This window comes from Streptomyces sp. NPDC006261 (assembly GCF_040613515.1).
In the GTDB taxonomy this organism is placed as follows: Bacteria; Actinomycetota; Actinomycetes; order Streptomycetales; family Streptomycetaceae; genus Streptomyces.
This window is the reverse complement of sequence record NZ_JBEXSI010000015.1, coordinates 87,312-105,960: the sequence shown is the minus strand read 5'-3', so window position 1 is coordinate 105,960 and position 18,649 is coordinate 87,312. Positions and strand designations below refer to the sequence as shown.

19 protein-coding genes are annotated in these 18,649 nt (G+C 70.7%); 11 read left to right on the top strand and 8 right to left on the bottom strand.

Annotation, left to right across the window (positions count from 1 at the left end):
• Positions 1–64 precede the first annotated feature (64 nt).
• Positions 65–873 (top strand): IS5 family transposase gene (locus ABZ154_RS12545; RefSeq protein ID WP_356831711.1). Its coding sequence is split into 2 segments (ribosomal slippage): positions 65–382 and positions 385–873, totalling 807 coding nucleotides; the frame shifts between segments, so codons are not numbered across the junction.
• A gap of 15 nt (positions 874–888) precedes the next feature.
• On the opposite strand, the gene ABZ154_RS12540 is transcribed toward ABZ154_RS12545, so the two are convergent.
• Positions 889–1,335, bottom strand: coding sequence for an SRPBCC family protein (locus tag ABZ154_RS12540; RefSeq protein WP_356831709.1), 447 nt, complete (start codon positions 1,333–1,335; stop codon positions 889–891).
• 363 nt (positions 1,336–1,698) lie between these two features.
• Between ABZ154_RS12540 and ABZ154_RS12535 the strand changes: the two genes are divergently transcribed.
• Together ABZ154_RS12535 and ABZ154_RS12530 are read left to right on the top strand one after the other, a co-directional pair.
• Positions 1,699–2,526 carry a hypothetical protein gene (locus ABZ154_RS12535; protein ID WP_356831707.1) on the top strand — a complete coding sequence of 276 codons (828 nt, stop codon included), beginning with the start codon at positions 1,699–1,701 and terminating at the stop codon, positions 2,524–2,526.
• Positions 2,527–2,562: 36 nt separating this feature from the next.
• Positions 2,563–2,868 carry a hypothetical protein gene (locus tag ABZ154_RS12530; protein WP_356831705.1) on the top strand — a complete coding sequence of 102 codons (306 nt, stop codon included), beginning with the start codon at positions 2,563–2,565 and terminating at the stop codon, positions 2,866–2,868.
• An 84-nt stretch (positions 2,869–2,952) separates the two neighbouring features.
• Here the strand turns inward: ABZ154_RS12530 and ABZ154_RS12525 are convergent, their stop codons facing one another.
• Positions 2,953–3,132, bottom strand: coding sequence for a hypothetical protein (locus ABZ154_RS12525; RefSeq protein ID WP_356831703.1), 180 nt, complete (start codon positions 3,130–3,132; stop codon positions 2,953–2,955).
• Between the two features lie 64 nt (positions 3,133–3,196).
• Here ABZ154_RS12525 and ABZ154_RS12520 point away from each other — a divergent pair, with 64 nt between their 5' ends.
• From ABZ154_RS12520 to egtD, 5 genes are all read left to right on the top strand, one after another.
• Positions 3,197–3,637, top strand: a complete 441-nt coding sequence (locus ABZ154_RS12520; protein ID WP_356831778.1) for a type II toxin-antitoxin system PemK/MazF family toxin — start codon at positions 3,197–3,199, stop codon at positions 3,635–3,637.
• 147 nt (positions 3,638–3,784) lie between these two features.
• Positions 3,785–5,134, top strand: coding sequence for an ergothioneine biosynthesis glutamate--cysteine ligase EgtA (gene egtA / locus ABZ154_RS12515; protein WP_356831701.1), 1,350 nt, complete (start codon positions 3,785–3,787; stop codon positions 5,132–5,134).
• Positions 5,131–6,495, top strand: a complete 1,365-nt coding sequence (gene egtB / locus ABZ154_RS12510) for an ergothioneine biosynthesis protein EgtB (protein WP_356831699.1) — start codon at positions 5,131–5,133, stop codon at positions 6,493–6,495. Before egtA ends, egtB begins: the two co-directional genes overlap by 4 nt.
• A complete protein-coding gene (gene egtC, locus ABZ154_RS12505; RefSeq protein WP_356831697.1) occupies positions 6,495–7,250 on the top strand; it encodes an ergothioneine biosynthesis protein EgtC in 756 nt (251 codons plus the stop codon). Before egtB ends, egtC begins: the two co-directional genes overlap by 1 nt.
• The gene (egtD, locus tag ABZ154_RS12500; RefSeq protein ID WP_356831695.1) at positions 7,247–8,209 is read left to right on the top strand and encodes an L-histidine N(alpha)-methyltransferase; all 963 of its coding nucleotides are present in this window, start codon (positions 7,247–7,249) and stop codon (positions 8,207–8,209) included. Before egtC ends, egtD begins: the two co-directional genes overlap by 4 nt.
• On the opposite strand, the gene ABZ154_RS12495 is transcribed toward egtD, so the two are convergent.
• The 3 genes from ABZ154_RS12495 to ABZ154_RS12485 form a co-directional block, all read right to left on the bottom strand.
• The gene (locus tag ABZ154_RS12495) at positions 8,152–9,108 is read right to left on the bottom strand and encodes a lysophospholipid acyltransferase family protein (RefSeq protein WP_356831693.1); all 957 of its coding nucleotides are present in this window, start codon (positions 9,106–9,108) and stop codon (positions 8,152–8,154) included. The genes egtD and ABZ154_RS12495 overlap by 58 nt on opposite strands.
• Before the next feature lie 20 nt (positions 9,109–9,128).
• Positions 9,129–9,953, bottom strand: a complete 825-nt coding sequence (locus ABZ154_RS12490; protein WP_356831691.1) for a GNAT family N-acyltransferase — start codon at positions 9,951–9,953, stop codon at positions 9,129–9,131.
• A 183-nt stretch (positions 9,954–10,136) separates the two neighbouring features.
• Entirely contained in the window at positions 10,137–11,390 is a 1,254-nt protein-coding gene (locus ABZ154_RS12485; protein ID WP_356831689.1) for an extracellular solute-binding protein, read from the bottom strand.
• Between the two features lie 202 nt (positions 11,391–11,592).
• Here ABZ154_RS12485 and ABZ154_RS12480 point away from each other — a divergent pair, with 202 nt between their 5' ends.
• Entirely contained in the window at positions 11,593–11,808 is a 216-nt protein-coding gene (locus ABZ154_RS12480; protein WP_018513053.1) for a dodecin, read from the top strand.
• Here ABZ154_RS12480 and ABZ154_RS12475 read toward each other — a convergent pair whose 3' ends face one another.
• Positions 11,809–12,297, bottom strand: a complete 489-nt coding sequence (locus tag ABZ154_RS12475) for a hypothetical protein (protein ID WP_356831687.1) — start codon at positions 12,295–12,297, stop codon at positions 11,809–11,811.
• A gap of 104 nt (positions 12,298–12,401) precedes the next feature.
• On the opposite strand from ABZ154_RS12475, the gene ABZ154_RS12470 reads away from it, so the two are divergent.
• Positions 12,402–13,412, top strand: coding sequence for an MsnO8 family LLM class oxidoreductase (locus tag ABZ154_RS12470; RefSeq protein WP_356831685.1), 1,011 nt, complete (start codon positions 12,402–12,404; stop codon positions 13,410–13,412).
• Positions 13,413–13,494: 82 nt separating this feature from the next.
• On the top strand, positions 13,495–15,909 hold the full coding sequence (uvrA, locus tag ABZ154_RS12465) for an excinuclease ABC subunit UvrA (RefSeq protein WP_356831683.1): 2,415 nt from the start codon (positions 13,495–13,497) through the stop codon (positions 15,907–15,909).
• A 46-nt stretch (positions 15,910–15,955) separates the two neighbouring features.
• Here uvrA and ABZ154_RS12460 read toward each other — a convergent pair whose 3' ends face one another.
• Both ABZ154_RS12460 and ABZ154_RS12455 read right to left on the bottom strand, forming a co-directional pair.
• A complete protein-coding gene (locus tag ABZ154_RS12460) occupies positions 15,956–16,702 on the bottom strand; it encodes a succinate dehydrogenase/fumarate reductase iron-sulfur subunit (protein WP_128848928.1) in 747 nt (248 codons plus the stop codon).
• A complete protein-coding gene (locus tag ABZ154_RS12455) occupies positions 16,699–18,648 on the bottom strand; it encodes a fumarate reductase/succinate dehydrogenase flavoprotein subunit (protein WP_356831681.1) in 1,950 nt (649 codons plus the stop codon). Before ABZ154_RS12455 ends, ABZ154_RS12460 begins: the two co-directional genes overlap by 4 nt.
• Position 18,649: the final 1 nt, after the last annotated feature.

The window sequence follows — 18,649 nt, the reverse complement described above, 5'->3', positions numbered from 1 at the left end:
ACGATCTTGGTGAAGCGTGCTGGTTAGCCGTGACCGGTGTGAGGATTCGGCCGTTCGTGATGGTGTGAGTACTCGGCCGTGGATCGTGGACGACGACTTGTGGGCGCTGATTGAGCTGCTCCTGCCGCCTTGGCCGGAGCGGTCGCCGGGGCCGAGACCGGTGCCGGACCGGCTCTGTCTCCAGGGCATCCTGTTCGTTCTCTACAACGACATAGCGTGGCAACTCCTGCCGCTGGAGCTGGGGTTCGGCTCGGGGCAGACGTGCTGGCGGCGTCTGGGCCGGTGGCAGGAGGCAGGGGTCTTCGACCGGCTGCACCAGGTCCTGCTCGCAGAGCTGAACGCGGTCGGCGAACTCGACTGGTCGCGGGCCTGCGTGGATGGTTCCCACATCCGTGCGAAAAGGGGGGCGCTGATACCGGTCCGTCGCCGGTCGACCGGCGGAAGACGGGCAGCAAACACCACCTGATCTGCGACGGACGCGGCACCCCGCTCAAAGTCATCACCACCGCGGCGAACGTCAACGACATCACGCAGACCCTCAATCTGGTCGACGGCATCCCGCCCGTCGCTGGCCGGCCCGGCCGACCGCGACGGCGCCCCGAGTCCGTCCTGGGCGACAAGGCGTACGACTCGAAGGCCGTACGCCGGGAACTGCAGCGCCGCAGGATCCTGCCGGTCATCTCCCTCAAGGGCGCCCCGAACATCAAGGGCCTGGGCAAGCTCCGCTACGTTGTCGAGCAGACTTTCGCCCTGCTCCACCAGTTCAAACGTCTCGCTGTCCGATGGGAACGACGCCTCGAACTCCACGACGCCTTGGTCTCATTGGGCTGCAGCCTCATCTGCTGGAGGCGCCTCAAGAAGATCGAGTCGTGAACTTGTGCTGCAGCTCTAGGAGTTACGGCTCACGATTGAGTTGGCGTATGACGCGAGATCGTGGACCCACACCTGCAGACGCCGTCTCCTGAGCGTGTCCAAGAGAGGGAGGGTGTGCCGGTAGGTCGCTGACCAGGTGATGTCGGTGCCGCCATGGGGGGCTCGGGTCAGGTCCACGGACCCTCGATGAGATGTGAACAGCCCTGCGGCCTGTTCGTAGCTGAACCGCTGGTCGGGAACCATCTCAACGACGCGCTCGCGGCAGCACACCCGTCCAATGCGGGAACGGATGGTGCGCAGGTCATCCACGCGTGCCGGTCGGTCGACTCCAGCAGGCACATCCCACTCGACGTCGGCGTAGGCGGACCACAACGGCCAGGATTCTGCATGCAGGAGCGCCGCGTAGACGATGGAGGCAGACGCCGATGAGTGCGAAGAGGCAGTAACAGCGAGGGACGACACCCCAACAAGGGTAGACCGCGTCTCACCATGATCGTGTTACGAGCTCTAACGGGGCGGTGGCCGCAGCTCCAGGAGGAGCGCGCGACCAGTGGCAACTGGAAGGCACCCGTTCCTGGGCGGGCTCAACCCAACCCAGAGGACCTGTGTCGCGCGGGGCACCCACCGTCCGCTCCCTCAGGGAGCCGCCGAGTCGGAGATCCCCGGCGTCGACAGGAGAGTACGCCAGCGCTTGCACCCAGGGGAAGCAAGAGCAGGGTGTCGCCGATCGGCTCCGCCAGCGCACGGAGCCATGCAAGGACAGGGAGGCGCTCATCTTTCCCTGAAGCACGACCAGTTGTCAGTGCTGGATGCGACCATGTGTGCATGGGTGACCTGGCACGCTCGCTCGACGAGCTCTTGGATGACGAGTCGATTGATCTTTCCTACGAAGAGCGGGAACGGCTCAGCGGCGAACGGGTACTTGGGCAGTCCGCAGTTGTCCTCCACCAACGTGGGCACACCGAGTCGGCCGCTCTCATGCTGGACGTGGTGTCGATCGACTACGAAAACCACACGGAGCTGATGGACGATGCTTCGTGGGCGCGCACCTACCACACTGCGGTCCTGGAAGTCGAACCCTTCGTGATGCCGCAGTTCACGGACGAACGGCAGAACGAGATTCTTTCGGTCCTCAAGGTGGTTCTGGAGAAGGACCATCGGGATGTACGTGGCATCAGGATGCGAGATGTTGTGCCACGAGTAGGTGAGGACTGGCGGGAGCAACTTGCTCAGCAGTTGAAGGGCGGAAAGCAGTCCAACCAAGCTCGCAAGGTCAAGCTGGAGCCCAACCACCCAATGGAGGACGGACTCCACTTCTCCAACAAGTGGGAGCACCGGGTCTACACCGTGCTCAAGCAGCAGCAGGCCGGGCTTCCGGACAACGACACCTTCGGCATCCTGGCTCTAGCTGGGATGCGCGTGCTCAACCACACGTACGAGCCTGACCTGCTGATCACCTATCGAGGCCGCGCCGGGGTGATTGAGATCGATGGCCCCCACCACAAGGGGCGCAGGTCTGACGATGCCAGCCGGGAACGGCTGCTGCGTAACGCAGGCGTCAAGTACATCGACCGCATCGATGTGCGCGATACGACCACACCGGAGGAAGTCCACAAGTTCGTGACTGACTTCCTCAAGCACCTCGCCGCCTAGGTCTGACGAGCTCCACCCTCGCAAGGAGTCATACGTGTGAAGAAGCACCTTCTGTGGATCTTCGTCGTGATCGCTGTAACGGTGGGGATCGGAGGGGTCTTTCTGGTCCAGGAAGACGAAGCCACAGACGCGCAGTTGAAGTCGTGTCGCGAGGCCATCTTGGCGGTGCGCAACGACCCGGCGGGCGATGAGCTCTCGGAGATCCACTTCTTCCAACCCAAGGAGTGCGGTGAGCCCATCACGAAGGAGCAGTACACCTCGCTGGTTGTGGAGACAGAGCCCAACACTCCGTACGACAACAACCCCTTCAACGACGATCAGCCGATGGAGGACGACTTCTAGGGCGTAGGCGTTCGCAGGGCGTGAGAACGCCCCCGCCTTGGGCACCGGGGCCCGGGAGGGGGCGTTCTGTCGTTACGTGGGCGTTTAGCTCAGGCCCCGTCCGTTCCTGCCGGTCAGGGCGTCTCGGAGCGCGGCCGGAGGGCGCTCCTCCCTGATCTCGCCGGGCGCGGGGTCGTCGTTCTGGTTGGTCAGGCTCTCGTCTTCGGAGAACTCGGTGGGCTCGTAGTCCCTCCAGGCTCCGGGTCCTAGCTTCACTGTCGCCATGGCTGCCTCCTCGCTGGACTGAATCTCGTTACGCTACGCCAGCGCTCAGAAGCAACCCGGCGGAATCCCGGCGGGCTCGCGGCGCAGGCCGGGATGGGTTCCGGGGCCGGGATCTCGGGTAACGAGTCCAGAGGGGCCCTCTGACCTGGGACAACTCCCTGAGGAACGGCGGCCGTCCGTCCGGGCCGGTTCTGGGCGAGAAACCCGCCCCGCGTTCGAGGAGGACGACGGGCGCGGCAAGGACCGGCCGGTTCTCCTCGTCGCCCGGGAGGACGCGGGCACGCTGCTCGCCGTCCAGCTCTCCAGCAAGCAGCACGACATGGACCACGAGTGGGTGGGGCTGGGGGCCGGCCCCTGGGACAGCTCCGGCCGGCAGTCCTGGGTCGATCTGGACCGGGTGCTGCGGGTCCACGAGGACGGGATGCGGCGCGAGGCGTGCGCCCTGGACCGGGACCGGTTCGATTCCGTCGTGAGCCGGCTGCGGGAGCGGTACGGCTGGAGCTGACCGGCGCTCGCCGGTGAGCCACGTACGGCGCATGCTGGTCGTGGGAAGGGCCTTCGGCAACCGGTTCGCGGTGGCTCGGGGGCACTCTTGTGCGATCCCGGGGTACGGGTTTGGGTGGTAGGTACGCAACCGAGAAGGAGGCGCCTCATGTCCTCGGACACACCTGGCGGCCCCGGGCCACACCCGGACTCCGCCACCCTCGACGAGGGTGCGGCACAGGATTTGCTGCGCGGCATATGCTTCAAGACAGGTCCCCCTCGCATCGTGGGGGTGGAACTCGAATGGCTCATCCATGACCAGGAGAATCCCGCCGTCCCGGTCGCGCAGGAACGGCTGGACAGCGCCGTCGCGGCCCTCCGCGAACTACCCCTGAGTGCCGCACTGACGTTCGAGCCGGGCGGGCAGCTCGAGCTCAGCTCCCAGCCGGCCGGCTCCCTGATGGAGTGCATCGGGACGACCGCGGCCGATCTGGCCGCCGTCCGCGCCTCGCTCGGCCGGGACGGGCTCGCCCCGGTCGGGCTCGGCGTGGATCCGTGGCAGACGCCGCACCGCAGGTTGCGCGAGCCGCGGTACGACGCGATGGAAGCGGCCCTCGACCGGGCGGGCCCCTCCGGGCGGGCGATGATGTGCACCTCCGCCTCCGTGCAGGTCTGCCTGGACGCGGGCGAGGAGGAACCGGGGCCGCTCGGCTACGGGCGGCGCTGGCTGCTCACCCATCTGCTCGGTGCCGTCCTGGTGGCCGCTTTCGCCAATTCGCCGTTCCGGCAGGGCCGCCGGACCGGCTGGAAGTCCACCCGGCAGGCTCTGTGGGCCGATCTCGACCCGGTACGGACGCTGGCGCCGGCCGGCGGGCTCCCGCCGCGCGAGGCGTGGGCCGGGCACGTCCTGGACACACCGGTGATGTGCGTCCGCCGCGACGGGGGCCCCTGGGACGTGCCCGAGGATCTCACCTTCCGTGAGTGGATCCGCACCGGCGCGCCCCGGCCGCCCGTGCGGGCCGATCTCGACTACCACCTCACCACCCTGTTCCCGCCGGTCCGGCCGCGCGGGCACCTCGAGCTGCGCATGATCGACGCGCAGTGCGGCGCGGACGGGTGGCTGGTGCCGCTCGCCGTCGCCACCGCCCTGTTCGACGACCCGGAGGCCGCCGAGACCGTGTACCGCACCGTGAAGCCCCTGGCCGAGTCGGCGGGGTCCGCCCCCGCGCCGCGCAACCCTCTCTGGACGACGGCCGCCCGTGAGGGCCTGGCCGACCCGGAGCTGCGGGCGGCGGCCACCGTCTGCTTCGACACGGCGCTGACCGCGCTCGACCGGATGGGCGCCGACAAGGCGGTACGGGACACCGTGGCGGCCTTCAACGACCGGTATGTGGCCCGGGGCCGGTGTCCCGCCGACGATCTGCTCGAACCGGGCGCTCTCACCGATCCGAGCCGGCCCACAGACCCTGCGCATGAGCCGGGCACCGAGCCGCACACCGGAAGGGTGACCTCAGCGTGACCGACGACCGTGCCCCTTCCGCCGCCGCCGACGGCTTCCCGCCGGGCTCCGGCAGCCACGACCCCGAGGTGCTCCGCCGACGCGCCCTCGACGCACTCCTGACCGCCCGCGCGCGCACCGCCGCCCTCACCGACAGCGTTGACGACGGTGAACTCACCGCCCAGCACTCTCCCTTGATGTCCCCGCTCGTCTGGGACCTGGCCCATATCGGCAACCAGGAGGAGCAGTGGCTGCTCCGCGCCGTGGGCGGGCGTGAGGCGCTGCGCCCTGAGATAGACGGGCTGTACGACGCCTTCGAGCACCCCCGCTCCGCCCGGCCCTCGCTGCCGTTGCTGGCGCCCGCCGAGGCGCGGACGTACGCCTCCGACGTGCGGGTCCGGGTCCTGGACGTCCTGGAGGGCACACCGCTGCACGAAGGGGGGCGGCCGCTGGAGCGGGCCGGGTTCGCCTTCGGGATGATCGCCCAGCACGAACAGCAGCATGACGAGACGATGCTGATCACCCATCAGCTGCGCACGGGCCCGGTCGCACTGACCGCGCCCGCGCCGCCCGCGCCCACCGGCGCCGACGCGCTGCCCGCCGAAGTCCTCATTCCGGCGGGCCCGTTCACCATGGGCACCTCGGCCGAGCCGTGGGCCCTGGACAACGAACGGCCCGCGCACCGGCGGGAGGTAGCCGCCTACCACCTGGACACCGCCCCCGTCACCTGCGGCGCGTACCGGCGCTTCATCGAGGACGGCGGGTACGCCGACCCCCGCTGGTGGGCGCCCGAGGGCTGGGACATGGTCCGCGAACACGGCCTCACCGCACCTCTGTTCTGGCACCGGGACGCCGGGCAGTGGCTGCGCCGCCGGTTCGGGGTCACCGAGCCGGTGCCGGACGACGAGCCGGTGCTCCACGTCAGCTGGTACGAGGCGGACGCGTACGCACGCTGGGCGGGGAGACGGCTGCCCACCGAGAGCGAGTGGGAGAAGGCCGCCCGGCACGATCCCGCCACCGGGCGTTCGCTGCGCTACCCCTGGGGCGACACCGACCCGACCCCCGAGCAGGCCAACCTGGGCCAGCGCCATCTGCGTCCGGCGCGGGCCGGTGCGTATCCGGCGGGCCGGGCGCCGTCCGGCGCGGGCCAGCTGATCGGCGATGTGTGGGAGTGGACCTCCAGCGACTTCCTTCCCTACCCGGGCTTCGTGGCGTTCCCCTACCGGGAGTACTCGGACGTGTTCTTCGGCCCGGGCCACAAGGTGCTGCGCGGCGGCTCGTTCGCCGTGGACCAGATCGCCTGCCGGGGCACGTTCCGCAACTGGGACCTGCCGGTGCGGCGGCAGATCTTCTCCGGGTTCCGCACCGCGAGGAATGCCTGATGTGCCGCCACATCGCCTATGTGGGCGACCCGGTGGCCCTCGGGACCGTACTGTCCGAGCCGCCACACTCCTTGCTGCGCCAGTCCTGGGCACCGCGCCGTCAGCGGTACGGGACGGTCAACGCGGACGGCTTCGGCGTCGGCTGGTACGCGGACGGCGACCCGGTGCCCGGCCGCTACCGGCGCCAGGGGCCCATCTGGCACGACCAGACCTTCACCGACCTGGCCCGGGTGGTGCGGACCACCGCGCTGCTCGGCGCCGTACGGGACGCCACCGAGGCGGGCGCGGACGGGGAGGCCGCGGCCGCGCCGTACGCCGCCGGGCGGCTCCTCTTCAGCCACAACGGCGCCGTGCCGGGCTGGCCGGCCTCCCTGGCGGGGCCGGCCGCCACGCTGCCCGCCGAGGAACTGCTGGCGCTGGCCGCCCGCAACGACTCCGCGCTGGTCTGGGCGCTGGTCCTGCACCGCGTCGCCGCCGGGGACGACCTGCCGACGGCGGTCGCGGAGACCGTCCGGGAGGTCGCGGAAGCGGCACCCGGGTCCCGGCTCAACCTGCTGGTCACGGACGGCACCGCCATCGTGGCCACCGCCTGGGGCGACACCCTCTGGTACCTCCACGCCCCGGGCCGCTCGACCGTCGTGGCCTCGGAGCCGTACGACGACGATCCCCGCTGGCGCGAGGTCCCCGACCACACCCTGCTGGTCGCGACCTCCGCAGACGTCACCTCCACACCGCTCAAGGAGCCCGCCGCGTGAGCCCATTCCTGCTGACCCGCACCCTGCCGGAGGACGCGACGGACGCGGCGCTGCGCGCCGATGTCCTGAGCGGGCTGACCCGGCACCCCAAGACGCTGCCGCCCAAGTGGTTCTACGACGCGCGCGGCAGCGAGCTGTTCGAGGACATCACCCGCCTGCCCGAGTACTACCCGACCCGCGCCGAGCGGGAGATCCTGGAGGAGCGATCCGAGGAGATCGCCGCGGTCTCGGGCGCCCGGACCGTGATCGAGCTGGGTTCGGGCTCCTCGGAGAAGACCCGTCACCTGCTGGACGCCCTGACCGGGCTGGAGAGTTACGTACCGGTGGACGTGAGCGAGAGCGCGCTGACCGGGGCGGCCGAGTCGCTGCTCGCCGAGCACCCCGGACTCTCCGTGCACGCACTGATCGCGGACTTCACCGGCGGTCTCGCGCTGCCCGGCACGCCCGGGCCCCGGCTCGTCGCCTTCCTCGGCGGGACCATCGGCAATCTGCTCCCCGAGGAGCGGGCCACCTTCCTGCACTCGGTGCGCTCGCTCCTGTCCCCCGGCGACGCGCTGCTGCTCGGCACGGACCTGGTGAAGGACGAGGGGACGCTGGTCGCGGCGTACGACGACGCGGCGGGCGTGACGGCCGCCTTCAACAAGAACGTGCTGAACGTCGTCAACCGGGAGCTGGGCGCGGACTTTCCTCTCGACGACTTCGAGCATGTGGCGGTGTGGAACCCGGAGCGGCGCTGGATCGAGATGCGGCTGCGCGCCCGCCGGGCGCTGAGTGTGAAGATCCGGAAGCTGGACCTGGTGGTGCCGTTCGAGGCCGGTGAGGAGCTGCGTACGGAGGTGTCGGCGAAGTTCCGCCAGGAGGATGTGCGCGAAGAGCTGGCCGCGGCCGGGCTCCAGCTCGCTCAGTGGTGGACGGATGCGGCGGGGCGGTTCGCCCTGTCGCTGGCCACGGCGGTCTGAGCCTCCGTCGGCCGGGGGACCATCGGCCAAGTGGCCACCCCTGCCCGGGGAGCCGTCGTCGTCCGGTCCGTATCGGCGACGGCGGCTCCGGCCGTGCGGGCCAGTGCACGGCGGCCGGGCTCACCACTCGCGGGAGTTCCCGCGTGGCCGCCTGCCGGGATCGGGTCGAGGACGTCGACCGCGGCGGTGAGCCCTGCCGCCCGCACCACGCGCCACAGGGAGGCGGCGAGCGGATCGTCCCCGACGAACGCCACGGCTCCCGGGGCGCGGTAGGTGATGCGGACCGGTCGTACGGGGACCTCCGCGTCGATCGCCGCCTGGAACACGGCCGGCCGGAACACCCCGCCGCTCCCCCGGCCGCACCAGGTGCTGCCTTCGGGGAACGCCACCACACGGGAGCCCGAACGGAGGGCTCCGGCGACGGTGTCCACGGCCCCCGGCAGCGCGCGCAGCCGGTCGCGGTCGATGAAGAGCGTGCCCCCGAGTCCGGCGAGCCGTCCGAGCAGCGGCCAGCGCCCGACCTCGCTCTTGGCGAGCATCCGGCCGGGCAGCACGGAGGCGACGAGGGGGATGTCCAGCCAGGAGACGTGGTTGGCGACGACGAGCTCGCCGCCGACGCCCTGGGCGTACGGACCCGCCCGGGCCGTCACCCGTACGCCGAAGGCACGCGGTACGCCCCGGGCCCAGCGCCGTACCAGCCGGTCGCGTGGGGCCGCCCCGAGGAGTCGGACCGGCAGGACGCACGCCACGCCCAGCAGCGTCCACGCGCAGCCGGCCACCAGCCGCAGGACGGCGGGGAGCGGGGCCCGGACCGCCCCGGTGTGCCGGGCGCAGGCCTGCGGGGTGCAGGGGGCGACGGGCAGCCACGCGCTCGTGGCTGCGGTGCGAGGGGCGCTCACGCCTTCCGTGCCGGAGCCGCTCACGCCTGCGGGACGAGCGAGAGGAAGTGGCGCAGGTAGCGCGGGTCGGTGCGGCGCAGCGACAGCAGGACGTACAGGTCCGCGACGTTGAACTCGGGGTCGTACGCCGGGGCTCCGCAGACCCACGCACCGAGCCGCAGATAGCCGCGGAGCAGGGGCGGCAGGTCCGCCCGGGAGCCGGGGCGGCCGTCGGGGTGCGCGGAGGCGTCCCAGAGGCGGTGCGGGGAGACCCAGTACTCCTCGGGCGCCAGGTGCGCGGTGCGTACGGTGTTCCAGCTGCGGGCGGCGAGCGTGCCGCCGTCGGCCAGTGGCAGGGAGCAGCAGCCGGCCAGCCAGGTGTGGCCCGAGCGCTCCATGTAGCGGGCGAGCCCGGCCCAGACGAGGGCGATGACGGCGCCGTCGCGGTGGGCGGGGTGGACGCAGGAGCGGCCGACCTCGACGAGGTCGTGGCGGATGGACGCGAGGCGGGTGAGGTCGAACTCGCCCTCCGCGTAGAGCCGTCCGGCTATCCGGGCGCGGTCGGGCGGCAGCAGGCGATAGGTGGCGACGACCTCGTCCGTGGCGGTCTCGCGGACGAGCAGGTGGTCGCAGTACGCGTCGAACGCGTCGCTGTCGATGCCGGGTTCGGGCCCCTCCAGCCTGGCTCCCAGCTCACCGGCGAACACCTGGTGGCGTAGGCGCTGGGCGGCGCGTACGTCCTCCTGGCCGGTGGCGAGGGAGACCCGGTAGGCCGGCTCGGGGGAACGGGGAGCGGCGGGTACCGGCGCCGGTGGGGCGGGCCGGGTGGGGAACGGGGCGGGCGGGGCGGTGGGCAGCACGGTCATGGCAGTCTCCGGGGACGGATCGGCTAGGGGTGCCTGCCTGGCCTTCACGGGGGTGCGAAGGCCCGGCCCCTTACTTCTTCCGTCACCGGCTGGATTCGACGTGACCGCTGTAAAGCGCGCGGATGTGCGACGGCTGAATCCCCAGGGGCGCCGTCCCGGCGAACCAGCGAACCGCCTGCAGGATCAGCTGCCGGCGAGCATGGCCGTGATGCGCTCCGATGCCTTCTTCGCCTCCAGGGCGGGGTCGGCGCCCGTGAGCACCGCCGTCATGTAGGGCTTGATCGGGTTCTCCGCCTCGACCTTGGCCCACTGCGAGGAGTTGGGCGTGGCGCGGCCCTGGCTCGCCCCTTCGGCCATCGCGGCGGTGCCCTCCTCGCCCTCGACGACATGGGCGAGCTTGGGCTTGTTGGGGACGTAGCTCATGGTGCGGGCGAGTTCGGTCTGCCACTTCTCGCTCGCCAGCGCCTTGACGACGGCGATACCGGCGCTGCGCTGGTCGGCCTTCTTCGGGACGATGAGGTCCGAGCCGCCGGTGAAGACGGAGCCGGGGGCCTTGGCGGTCTTGCCCGGAATGGGGAAGTAGCCGAGCTTTCCCTTGAGTTCGGGATTCTTCTGCTCGATGAGCGCGGCACTTCCGGGAAGCGAGATGATCTGGGCGACGTCTCCCTTGGCGAATACGTCGTTCTGCGGCGGCTTCTCCTCGTCGGAGTCCATGGGCCCGTCGCCGAGCGCCTGGAGTTCCTTGTAGAAGTTCATTCCGGCGAGCGCCTGGGGGGTGTCCAGCGTGCCCCGCCAGTCACCGCCGCCGCCCTCGGCGATTTCGCCGCCCTCGTCCCAGATGAATCCGGCCAGCACGTACCAGTTCTGACCGGCCAGATAAATGCCCTGCTTGCCTTGGGTGTTGAGCTTCTCGGTGTCCTCGATCCACTCGGCGCGCGACTTGGGGAGGCCGTCCACCCCGGCGGCCTTGAAGATGTCCTTGTTGTAGATCACCACGCGGTTGGCCGCGTACCAGGGGATGCCGTACTGCACACCGCTGATCTGGCCGGGCTGGGCGAGGCCGGGCAGCCAGTCCTCGCTGCCCAGGTCGCGCATCGATTCGAGGGTGAGGTCACGCAGGCCGCCGCTCTCCGCGTACTGCGCGACCTGGGTGTTTCCGACCTCGATCACATCGGGGGCGTCGTCGCTCTCCAGGGCGTCCAGGACCTTGGGGCCGATACCGCCCCACTCCTGGATCTTGAAATCCAGCTTGACGGAGGGATTCTCCTTCTCGTACGCGCCGGTGAACTTCTCCAGGAATCCCTGCGAGACGCTGTCCTTCATCAGCCAGACGGTCACCGTGCGGTCTCCGCCACCCGAACCGGAGAAGTAGCCACATCCGCTGAGCGTGGCGGACGAAACGAGCGCGACGGCTCCGACGAGTATGCGGTTCTTCACGTAGTCACCTTCTGCGAAACGGCACGACGAAATCAGGACCCGGTGTGGGGGATTGCGGGCGGCGCTCGCACGGGCGGTTGGCTGAATTTTGGTATGGACCAATCAGTAGGTCAAGGCGTGCGCTCGTCCCGATTCGCCCCACTCGCCCCCTCGCGCGACACCCGGGATTGAGGCACGGTGGTCAGCAGAGAGGAGACAAAACATGTCCAACCACACCTATCGGGTCACCGAAATCGTAGGAACCTCCGAGGAGGGTATCGACGCGGCGATCCGGAACGGCGTCGCAAGAGCCGCGGAAACGTTGCACAATCTCGACTGGTTCGAGATTAACCAAGTTCGCGGTCATATCGAGGATGGCCGAATCGCGCACTACCAAGTCGGCCTGAAGGTGGGCTTCCGGCTCGACGAAAACGCCTGATCAGGTACGCCCGTCGCGTTCCTGGGCATCCTTCAGCGCCCGTGACGGGTCGAACCAGCGGGCCCGGACCACAGGGAATCCGGCCACTTCGGCCGCATCGCAGACCAGCTCGTCGTCGTCGACGAGCATGCGCACCTCACGCGACCGGCTCAGCCGCCGGAGGATGTCCAGCTTCGTCCGGCGGGCCGGGCGCCGGTCGTCGTTGCGCCGCATGAACAGCTGCCCGTCGGGCAGCCCCTGGCGGCTCAGCCAGTCCACGGTGGCCCGGCGGCAGCGCTCGGGCCGCCCGGTCAGATAGACGACCTCGCACTCCGCGGCGCTCGCGAGCACGAGGGCCACCCCTTCGGCCAACGGCGGATCGTCCGGGGCGGCGGCGAAGAAGGCGGGCCAGTCACGCTTCGGGCCCTCCAGGAAGTGCTGCCGGTGGGCCGTGTCGGCGAGCGTGCCGTCGAGGTCGAAAACGGCCAGTGGCCGGGCGTCATGGTTCACCCGGCCAGCTTAGGAAGCTCCGGCACCCACCGCGCCCGCACGCCCGGGGCCGACTCCTCATCCAGCCGCGGGAATCCTCACCGGGCGGCGGCGTTGAAGAGGCTGTGAGCACTGTGATCGCCTCGACCCGCTTCTCGTTCCTCGACCGTTCCCGCACCCGTGAGGGGCACGACGGTCCCCAGGCGCTGCGCGACACCGTGACCCTGGCGCGAGAGGTGGAGTCCCTCGGCTATCACCGCTTCTGGGTATCCGAGCACCACAGCGTGCCGGGCGTCGCGGGGTCGGCGCCGACCGTGCTCGCCGCGGCCGTCGCCGCCGCGACCTCCGCCATCCGGGTCGGCACCGGCGGAGTGATGCTCCCCAACCACCAGCCGTTCGTCGTGGCCGAGCAGTTCGGGGTGCTCGCCTCGCTCTTCCCCGGCCGGATCGACATGGGGCTCGGCCGTTCCGTGGGGTTCACCGACGGCGTCCGCCGGGCGCTCGGCCACGGCAAGGAGGACGCGGAGGACTTCCCCGGACGCCTCACCGAACTGCTCGGCTGGATCGACGGCACGCAGCAAGCCCATCCCCAGGTGCACGCCCGCCCCGCGGAGGGCCTGGACATCCCCGCGTACGTCCTGGCCATCGGCGAGGGCGCCGCGGTCGCAGCCGCCACCGGCCTTCCCCTGGTCATCGGCGACCTGCGCGGCCGGGAGAAGGTGCTCCGCGCCATCGAGGTGTACCGCAGGGACTTCCGCCCCTCCGCCCGCGCCGAGCGCCCCGAGGTGATCGTCTCGGGCACGGTCGCCGTCGCCGCCACCCAGGAGGCCGCCCGGCGCCTGCTGATCCCGGAGGCCTGGGCCATGGCGTACGCGCGCACCCACGGCAGCTTCCCCCCGCTGGCGCCCGCCGAGGACATCGAGGCCCGCACGATGACGACCAAGGAGCGTGCGCTGTACGAGCGCGGGCTCGACCGGCACATCCACGGCACCGAGGAGCAGGTGACGGAGCAGCTGGAGACGGCGATCAAGGAGACCGGGGCGGACGAGGTGCTCGTCACGACCAGTACGTACGACCGCGAGGCGCTGGTGGAGTCGCTGCGGCGGCTGGCGGGGATCGCACAGCAGGGGCGTTGAGCGGGCCGCCCCGACCGGCCCGCACCGCCACCCGCGCCTAGAATCGAACCGTTTGTCCCCCTCACGTACGGAGCCGAGCCCCATGCCCTCCCCCCACGGCCCGTACGTCCGGGTGCGCGGTGCGCGCGAGCACAACCTCCAGGACGTGAACGTCGACATCCCGCGCGACACCCTCACGGTCTTCACCGGGGTCTCCGGGTCCGGCAAGTCCTCGCTGGCGTTCGGGACCATCTACGCCGAGGCTCAGCGCCGCTACTTCGAGTCGGTCGCCCCCTACGCGCGCCGCCTCATCCAGCAGGTGGGCGCACCCGCCGTCGGAGAGATCACCGGGCTGCCGCCCGCGGTCTCCCTGGAGCAGCGCCGCTCGGCGCCCGGGGCCCGGTCGTCGGTGGGGACGGTGACCACGCTCTCCAACTCGCTGCGCATGCTGTTCTCCCGGGCCGGGGACTACCCGGCCGGCGCCGAGCGGCTCGACTCCGACGCCTTCTCCCCCAACACTGCGGCCGGGGCCTGCCCCGAGTGCCACGGGCTCGGGCGGATCCACCGGACGGATGAGGAACTGCTCGTCCCCGACCCCTCACTCTCGATCAGGGAGGGGGCGATCGCCGCGTGGCCGGGGGCCTGGCAGGGGAAGAACCTGCGGGATGTGCTGGACACCCTGGGGTACGACGTCGACCGGCCGTGGCGTGAGCTGGAGGCGAAGGACCGGGAGTGGATCCTGTTCACCGACGAGCAGCCGGTGGTGACGGTGCATCCGGTGCGGGATGCGGGCCGGATCCAACGCCCGTACCAGGGCACGTACATGAGTGCGCGGCGCTATGTGCTGCACACCTTCGCCGACACCAAGAGCCGCACCCTGCGGGCGAAGGCCGAGCGCTTCCTGACCGGTGTGCCGTGCCCGGTCTGCGGTGGGAGCAGGCTGCGGCCGGAGGCGATGGCGGTGACCTTTGCCGGGCGGACGATCGCGGAGCTGGCCGCGCTGCCGCTCTCCGCCCTGGCCGAGGTGCTCGCGGGCGCCGGGGCCGGCGGTGAGGAGACGGCCCGGGTGCTGACCGCCGATCTGCTGGCCCGGACCGGGACGGTGACCGAGCTGGGGCTCGGGTATCTGAGCCTGGACCGGACAGCGCCGACGCTCTCCTCGGGCGAGTTGCAGCGGCTGCGGCTGGCGACCCAGCTGCGTGCGGGGCTCTTCGGGGTGGTCTACGTCCTGGACGAGCCGTCGGCCGGGCTGCACCCCGCCGATACGGAGTCCCTGCTCGGGGTGCTCGGCCGGCTCAAGGAGGCCGGGAACTCGGTCTTCGTGGTGGAGCACCAGATGGATGTGGTGCGGCGGGCGGACTGGCTGGTGGACGTGGGCCCGCTGGCCGGGGAGCACGGTGGGCGGGTGCTGCACAGCGGGCCGCCGGCGGGGCTCGCCGAGGTACCGGAGTCGGCGACGCGGCGGTTCCTGTTCGACCAGGGCCCCTCGCCGGTACGGGAGCCGCGCGCCCCTTCCGGGTGGATCCGGCTCTCCGGGGTGGAGCGGCACAATGTGCGCGGCGTCGACGCGGCGTTCCCGCTCGGGGTGTTCACGGCGGTGACCGGCGTGTCCGGGTCGGGCAAGTCGACCCTGGTGGGGCAGGTGCTCGCCGGGGTGCTCGCGGACCGGGAGGCGGGTGGGGAGGCCGGGGCGGGCAAGCAGTTCTGCGCTGCGGCGAGCGGCCTGGAGGCGGTGGACCGGCTCGTCCAGGTCGACCAGAAGCCGATCGGGCGGACGCCCCGGTCCAACCTGGCCACGTACACCGGGCTCTTCGACACCGTACGGAAGCTGTTCGCGCGGACGAGGACGGCGCGGGAGCGGGGCTACGCGGCGGGACGGTTCTCGTTCAACGTGGGCGGCGGGCGGTGCGAGACGTGCCAGGGCGAGGGGTTCGTCTCGGTGGAGCTGCTCTTCCTGCCCAGCACGTACTCACCCTGCCCGGACTGTCACGGCGCGCGCTACAACCCGCAGACTCTGGACGTCACTCTGCGCGGGCTGACGATCGCCCAAGTTCTCGACCTGACCGTGGAGTCGGCGGCGGACTTCTTCGCCGGGACCCCGGCCGCCGAGCGCGCGCTGACCACCCTGCTCGACGTGGGGCTCGGCTATCTGCGGCTCGGGCAGCCCGCCACCGAGCTGTCCGGCGGTGAGGCCCAGCGGATCAAGCTCGCCTCGGAGCTCCAGCGCACCCGGCGCGGGCACACCCTGTATCTGCTGGACGAGCCGACGACGGGTCTGCATCCGGCCGATGTCGAGGTGCTGATGCGGCAGTTGCACGGTCTGGTGGACGCGCACGACACGGTGGTGGTCGTGGAGCACGACATGGCCGTGGTGGCGGGTGCGGACCATGTCATCGACATGGGGCCGGGCGGTGGCGACCGGGGCGGGCGGATCGTGGCGACCGGTTCGCCTCAGGAGGTGGCGCGGGCCGCGGAGAGCCGTACGGCCCCGTATCTGGCGGAGGCACTGGGGGGGTGATCCCGTACGGCCCTGAACTCGACACCGTACGGGATCAACTCCCCTGTCAGCGGCGGACCTTACGCGTCGCGCGCAGCCACTCCTTGTTCATCGCCGCGATCGAGGGCAGCGGGATGCCCTTCGGGCAGGCGGTCGCGCACTCGCCGGCCAGGGTGCAGCCGCCGAACCCCTCCTCGTCCATCTGGGCCACCATGTCCAGCACCCGGGTCTCGCGCTCCGGGGCGCCCTGCGGCAGGACGTTGAGGTGGTTGACCTTGGCCGCCGTGAACAGCATCGCCGAGCCGTTGGGGCAGGCCGCGACGCAGGCGCCGCAGCCGATGCATTCGGCGTTCTCGAAGGCCAGCTCGGCGTCCGGCTTGGGCACCGGGGTCGCGTGGGCGTCGGGGGCGGTGCCGGTGGGGGCCGAGATGTAGCCGCCGGACTGGATGATCCGGTCGAACGAGGAGCGGTCCACGACCAGATCCTTGACGACCGGGAAGGCCGAGGCCCGCCACGGCTCGATGTCGATCGTGTCGCCGTCGGCGAAGGACCGCATGTGGAGCTGGCACGTGGTGGTGCGCTCCGGGCCGTGGGCGTCGCCGTTGATGACGAGGCTGCACGCGCCGCAGATGCCCTCACGGCAGTCGTGGTCGAAGGCGACGGGCTCGTCCCCGGCGAGGATGAGCTCCTCGTTGAGGGTGTCGAGCATCTCCAGGAAGGACATGTCCTGCGAAATGCCGTCGACTTCATAGGTGGCCATGGCGCCGGGCGTCTCGGCATTCTGCTGGCGCCAGACGCGCAGGGTGAGCTTCATGCGTAGCTCCGCTGAGTGGGGTGGACGTACTCGAAGACGAGGTCTTCCTTGTGCAGGACGGGGGCACCGCCGGTCGTGGTGAACTCCCAGGCGGCGGCGTACGAGAACTCCTCGTCGCGCCGCTCGGCCTCGCCCTCGGGTGTCTGGGACTCGGCGCGGAAGTGGCCGCCGCAGGACTCGGCGCGGTGCAGGGCGTCCAGGCACATGAGTTCGGCGAGTTCCAGGTAATCGACGATGCGATTCGCCTTCTCCAGCGACTGGTTGAACTGTTCGCCGGTGCCCGGCACCTTGATGCGGCGCCAGAAATCCTCCCGGATCTCCGGGATCTTGGCGAGCGCCTTGCGCAGTCCGTCCTCCGTGCGGGCCATTCCGCAGTGCTCCCACATGAGTTCACCGATCTCGCGGTGGAAGGAGTCGGGGGTGCGGTCGCCGTCGACGGAGAGCAGCAGGTTGACGCGGTCCTCGGTCTCCGCGACGACCTCGGCGACCGCGGGGTGTCCGGCGTCGACCTTCTCGGTGTGCGGGTTGCGGGCGAGGTAGTCGTTGATCGTGGAGGGCAGGACGAAGTAGCCGTCGGCGAGGCCCTGCATCAGCGCGGAGGCGCCGAGCCGGTTGGCCCCGTGGTCGGAGAAGTTCGCCTCACCGATGGCGAAGAGGCCGGGGATTGTGGTCTGGAGGTCGTAGTCGACCCAGAGGCCGCCCATGGTGTAGTGCACGGCGGGGTAGATCCGCATCGGGACCGTGTACGGGTCCTCGTCGGTGATCCGCTGGTACATGTCGAAGAGGTTGCCGTACTTCGCCTCGACGGCCCTGCGGCCCATACGCCCGATGGCTTCGGTGAAGTCCAGGTAGACCCCCTGCCCGCCGGGACCGACGCCCCGCCCCTCGTCGCAGACGTTCTTGGCGGCGCGGGAGGCGATGTCGCGGGGCACGAGGTTGCCGAAGGCCGGGTAGATGCGCTCCAGGTAGTAGTCGCGCTCGTCCTCGGGGATCTGGTCGGCCGGGCGGGTGTCGCCCTGCGCCTTGGGGACCCAGATCCGGCCGTCGTTGCGGAGCGACTCGCTCATCAGGGTGAGCTTGGACTGGTGGTCGCCGGTGCGCGGGATGCAGGTGGGGTGGATCTGGGTGAAGCAGGGGTTGGCCATGTAGGCGCCGCGCCGGTGGGCCCGCCAGATCGCGGTGGCGTTGGAGTTCATGGCGTTGGTCGACAGGTGGAAGACGTTGCCGTAGCCGCCGGTGGCCAGGACGACGGCGTCGGCGAAGTAGGTGTCGATCTTCCCGGTGACGAGGTCGCGGGCGACGATGCCGCGCGCTTTCCCGTCGACCACGATCAGGTCCAGCATCTCGGTACGGGCGTGGAGTTCGACACCGCCCGTGGCGATCTGGCGGGAGAGCGCCTGGTAGGCGCCGAGGAGGAGCTGCTGCCCCGTCTGGCCGCGCGCGTAGAACGTACGGGAGACCTGGACGCCGCCGAAGGAGCGGTTGTCGAGGAGGCCGCCGTACTCGCGGGCGAAGGGGACGCCCTGGGCGACGCACTGGTCGATGATCTCGACCGAGATCTGCGCCAGCCGGTGGACGTTGGACTCCCGGGCCCGGAAGTCGCCGCCCTTGACGGTGTCGTAGAAGAGCCGGTGGATGGAGTCGCCGTCGTTGCGGTAGTTCTTCGCCGCGTTGATGCCGCCCTGGGCCGCTACCGAGTGGGCGCGCCGGGGTGAGTCCTGGAAGCAGAACTGGACGACGCGGTAACCCTGTTCGGCAAGGGTGGCTCCGGCCGATCCGCCGGCCAGTCCGGTGCCGACGACGATGACCGTGTGTTTGCGCCGGTTGGCCGGGTTCACGAGTCTGGCTTGGAAGCGGCGGGTGTCCCAGCGCTCGGCGACCGGACCCTCGGGGGCCTTGGTGTCGACGACGGGCTCGCCCGTCGTGTAGTGCGTGTAGTCGGGCATG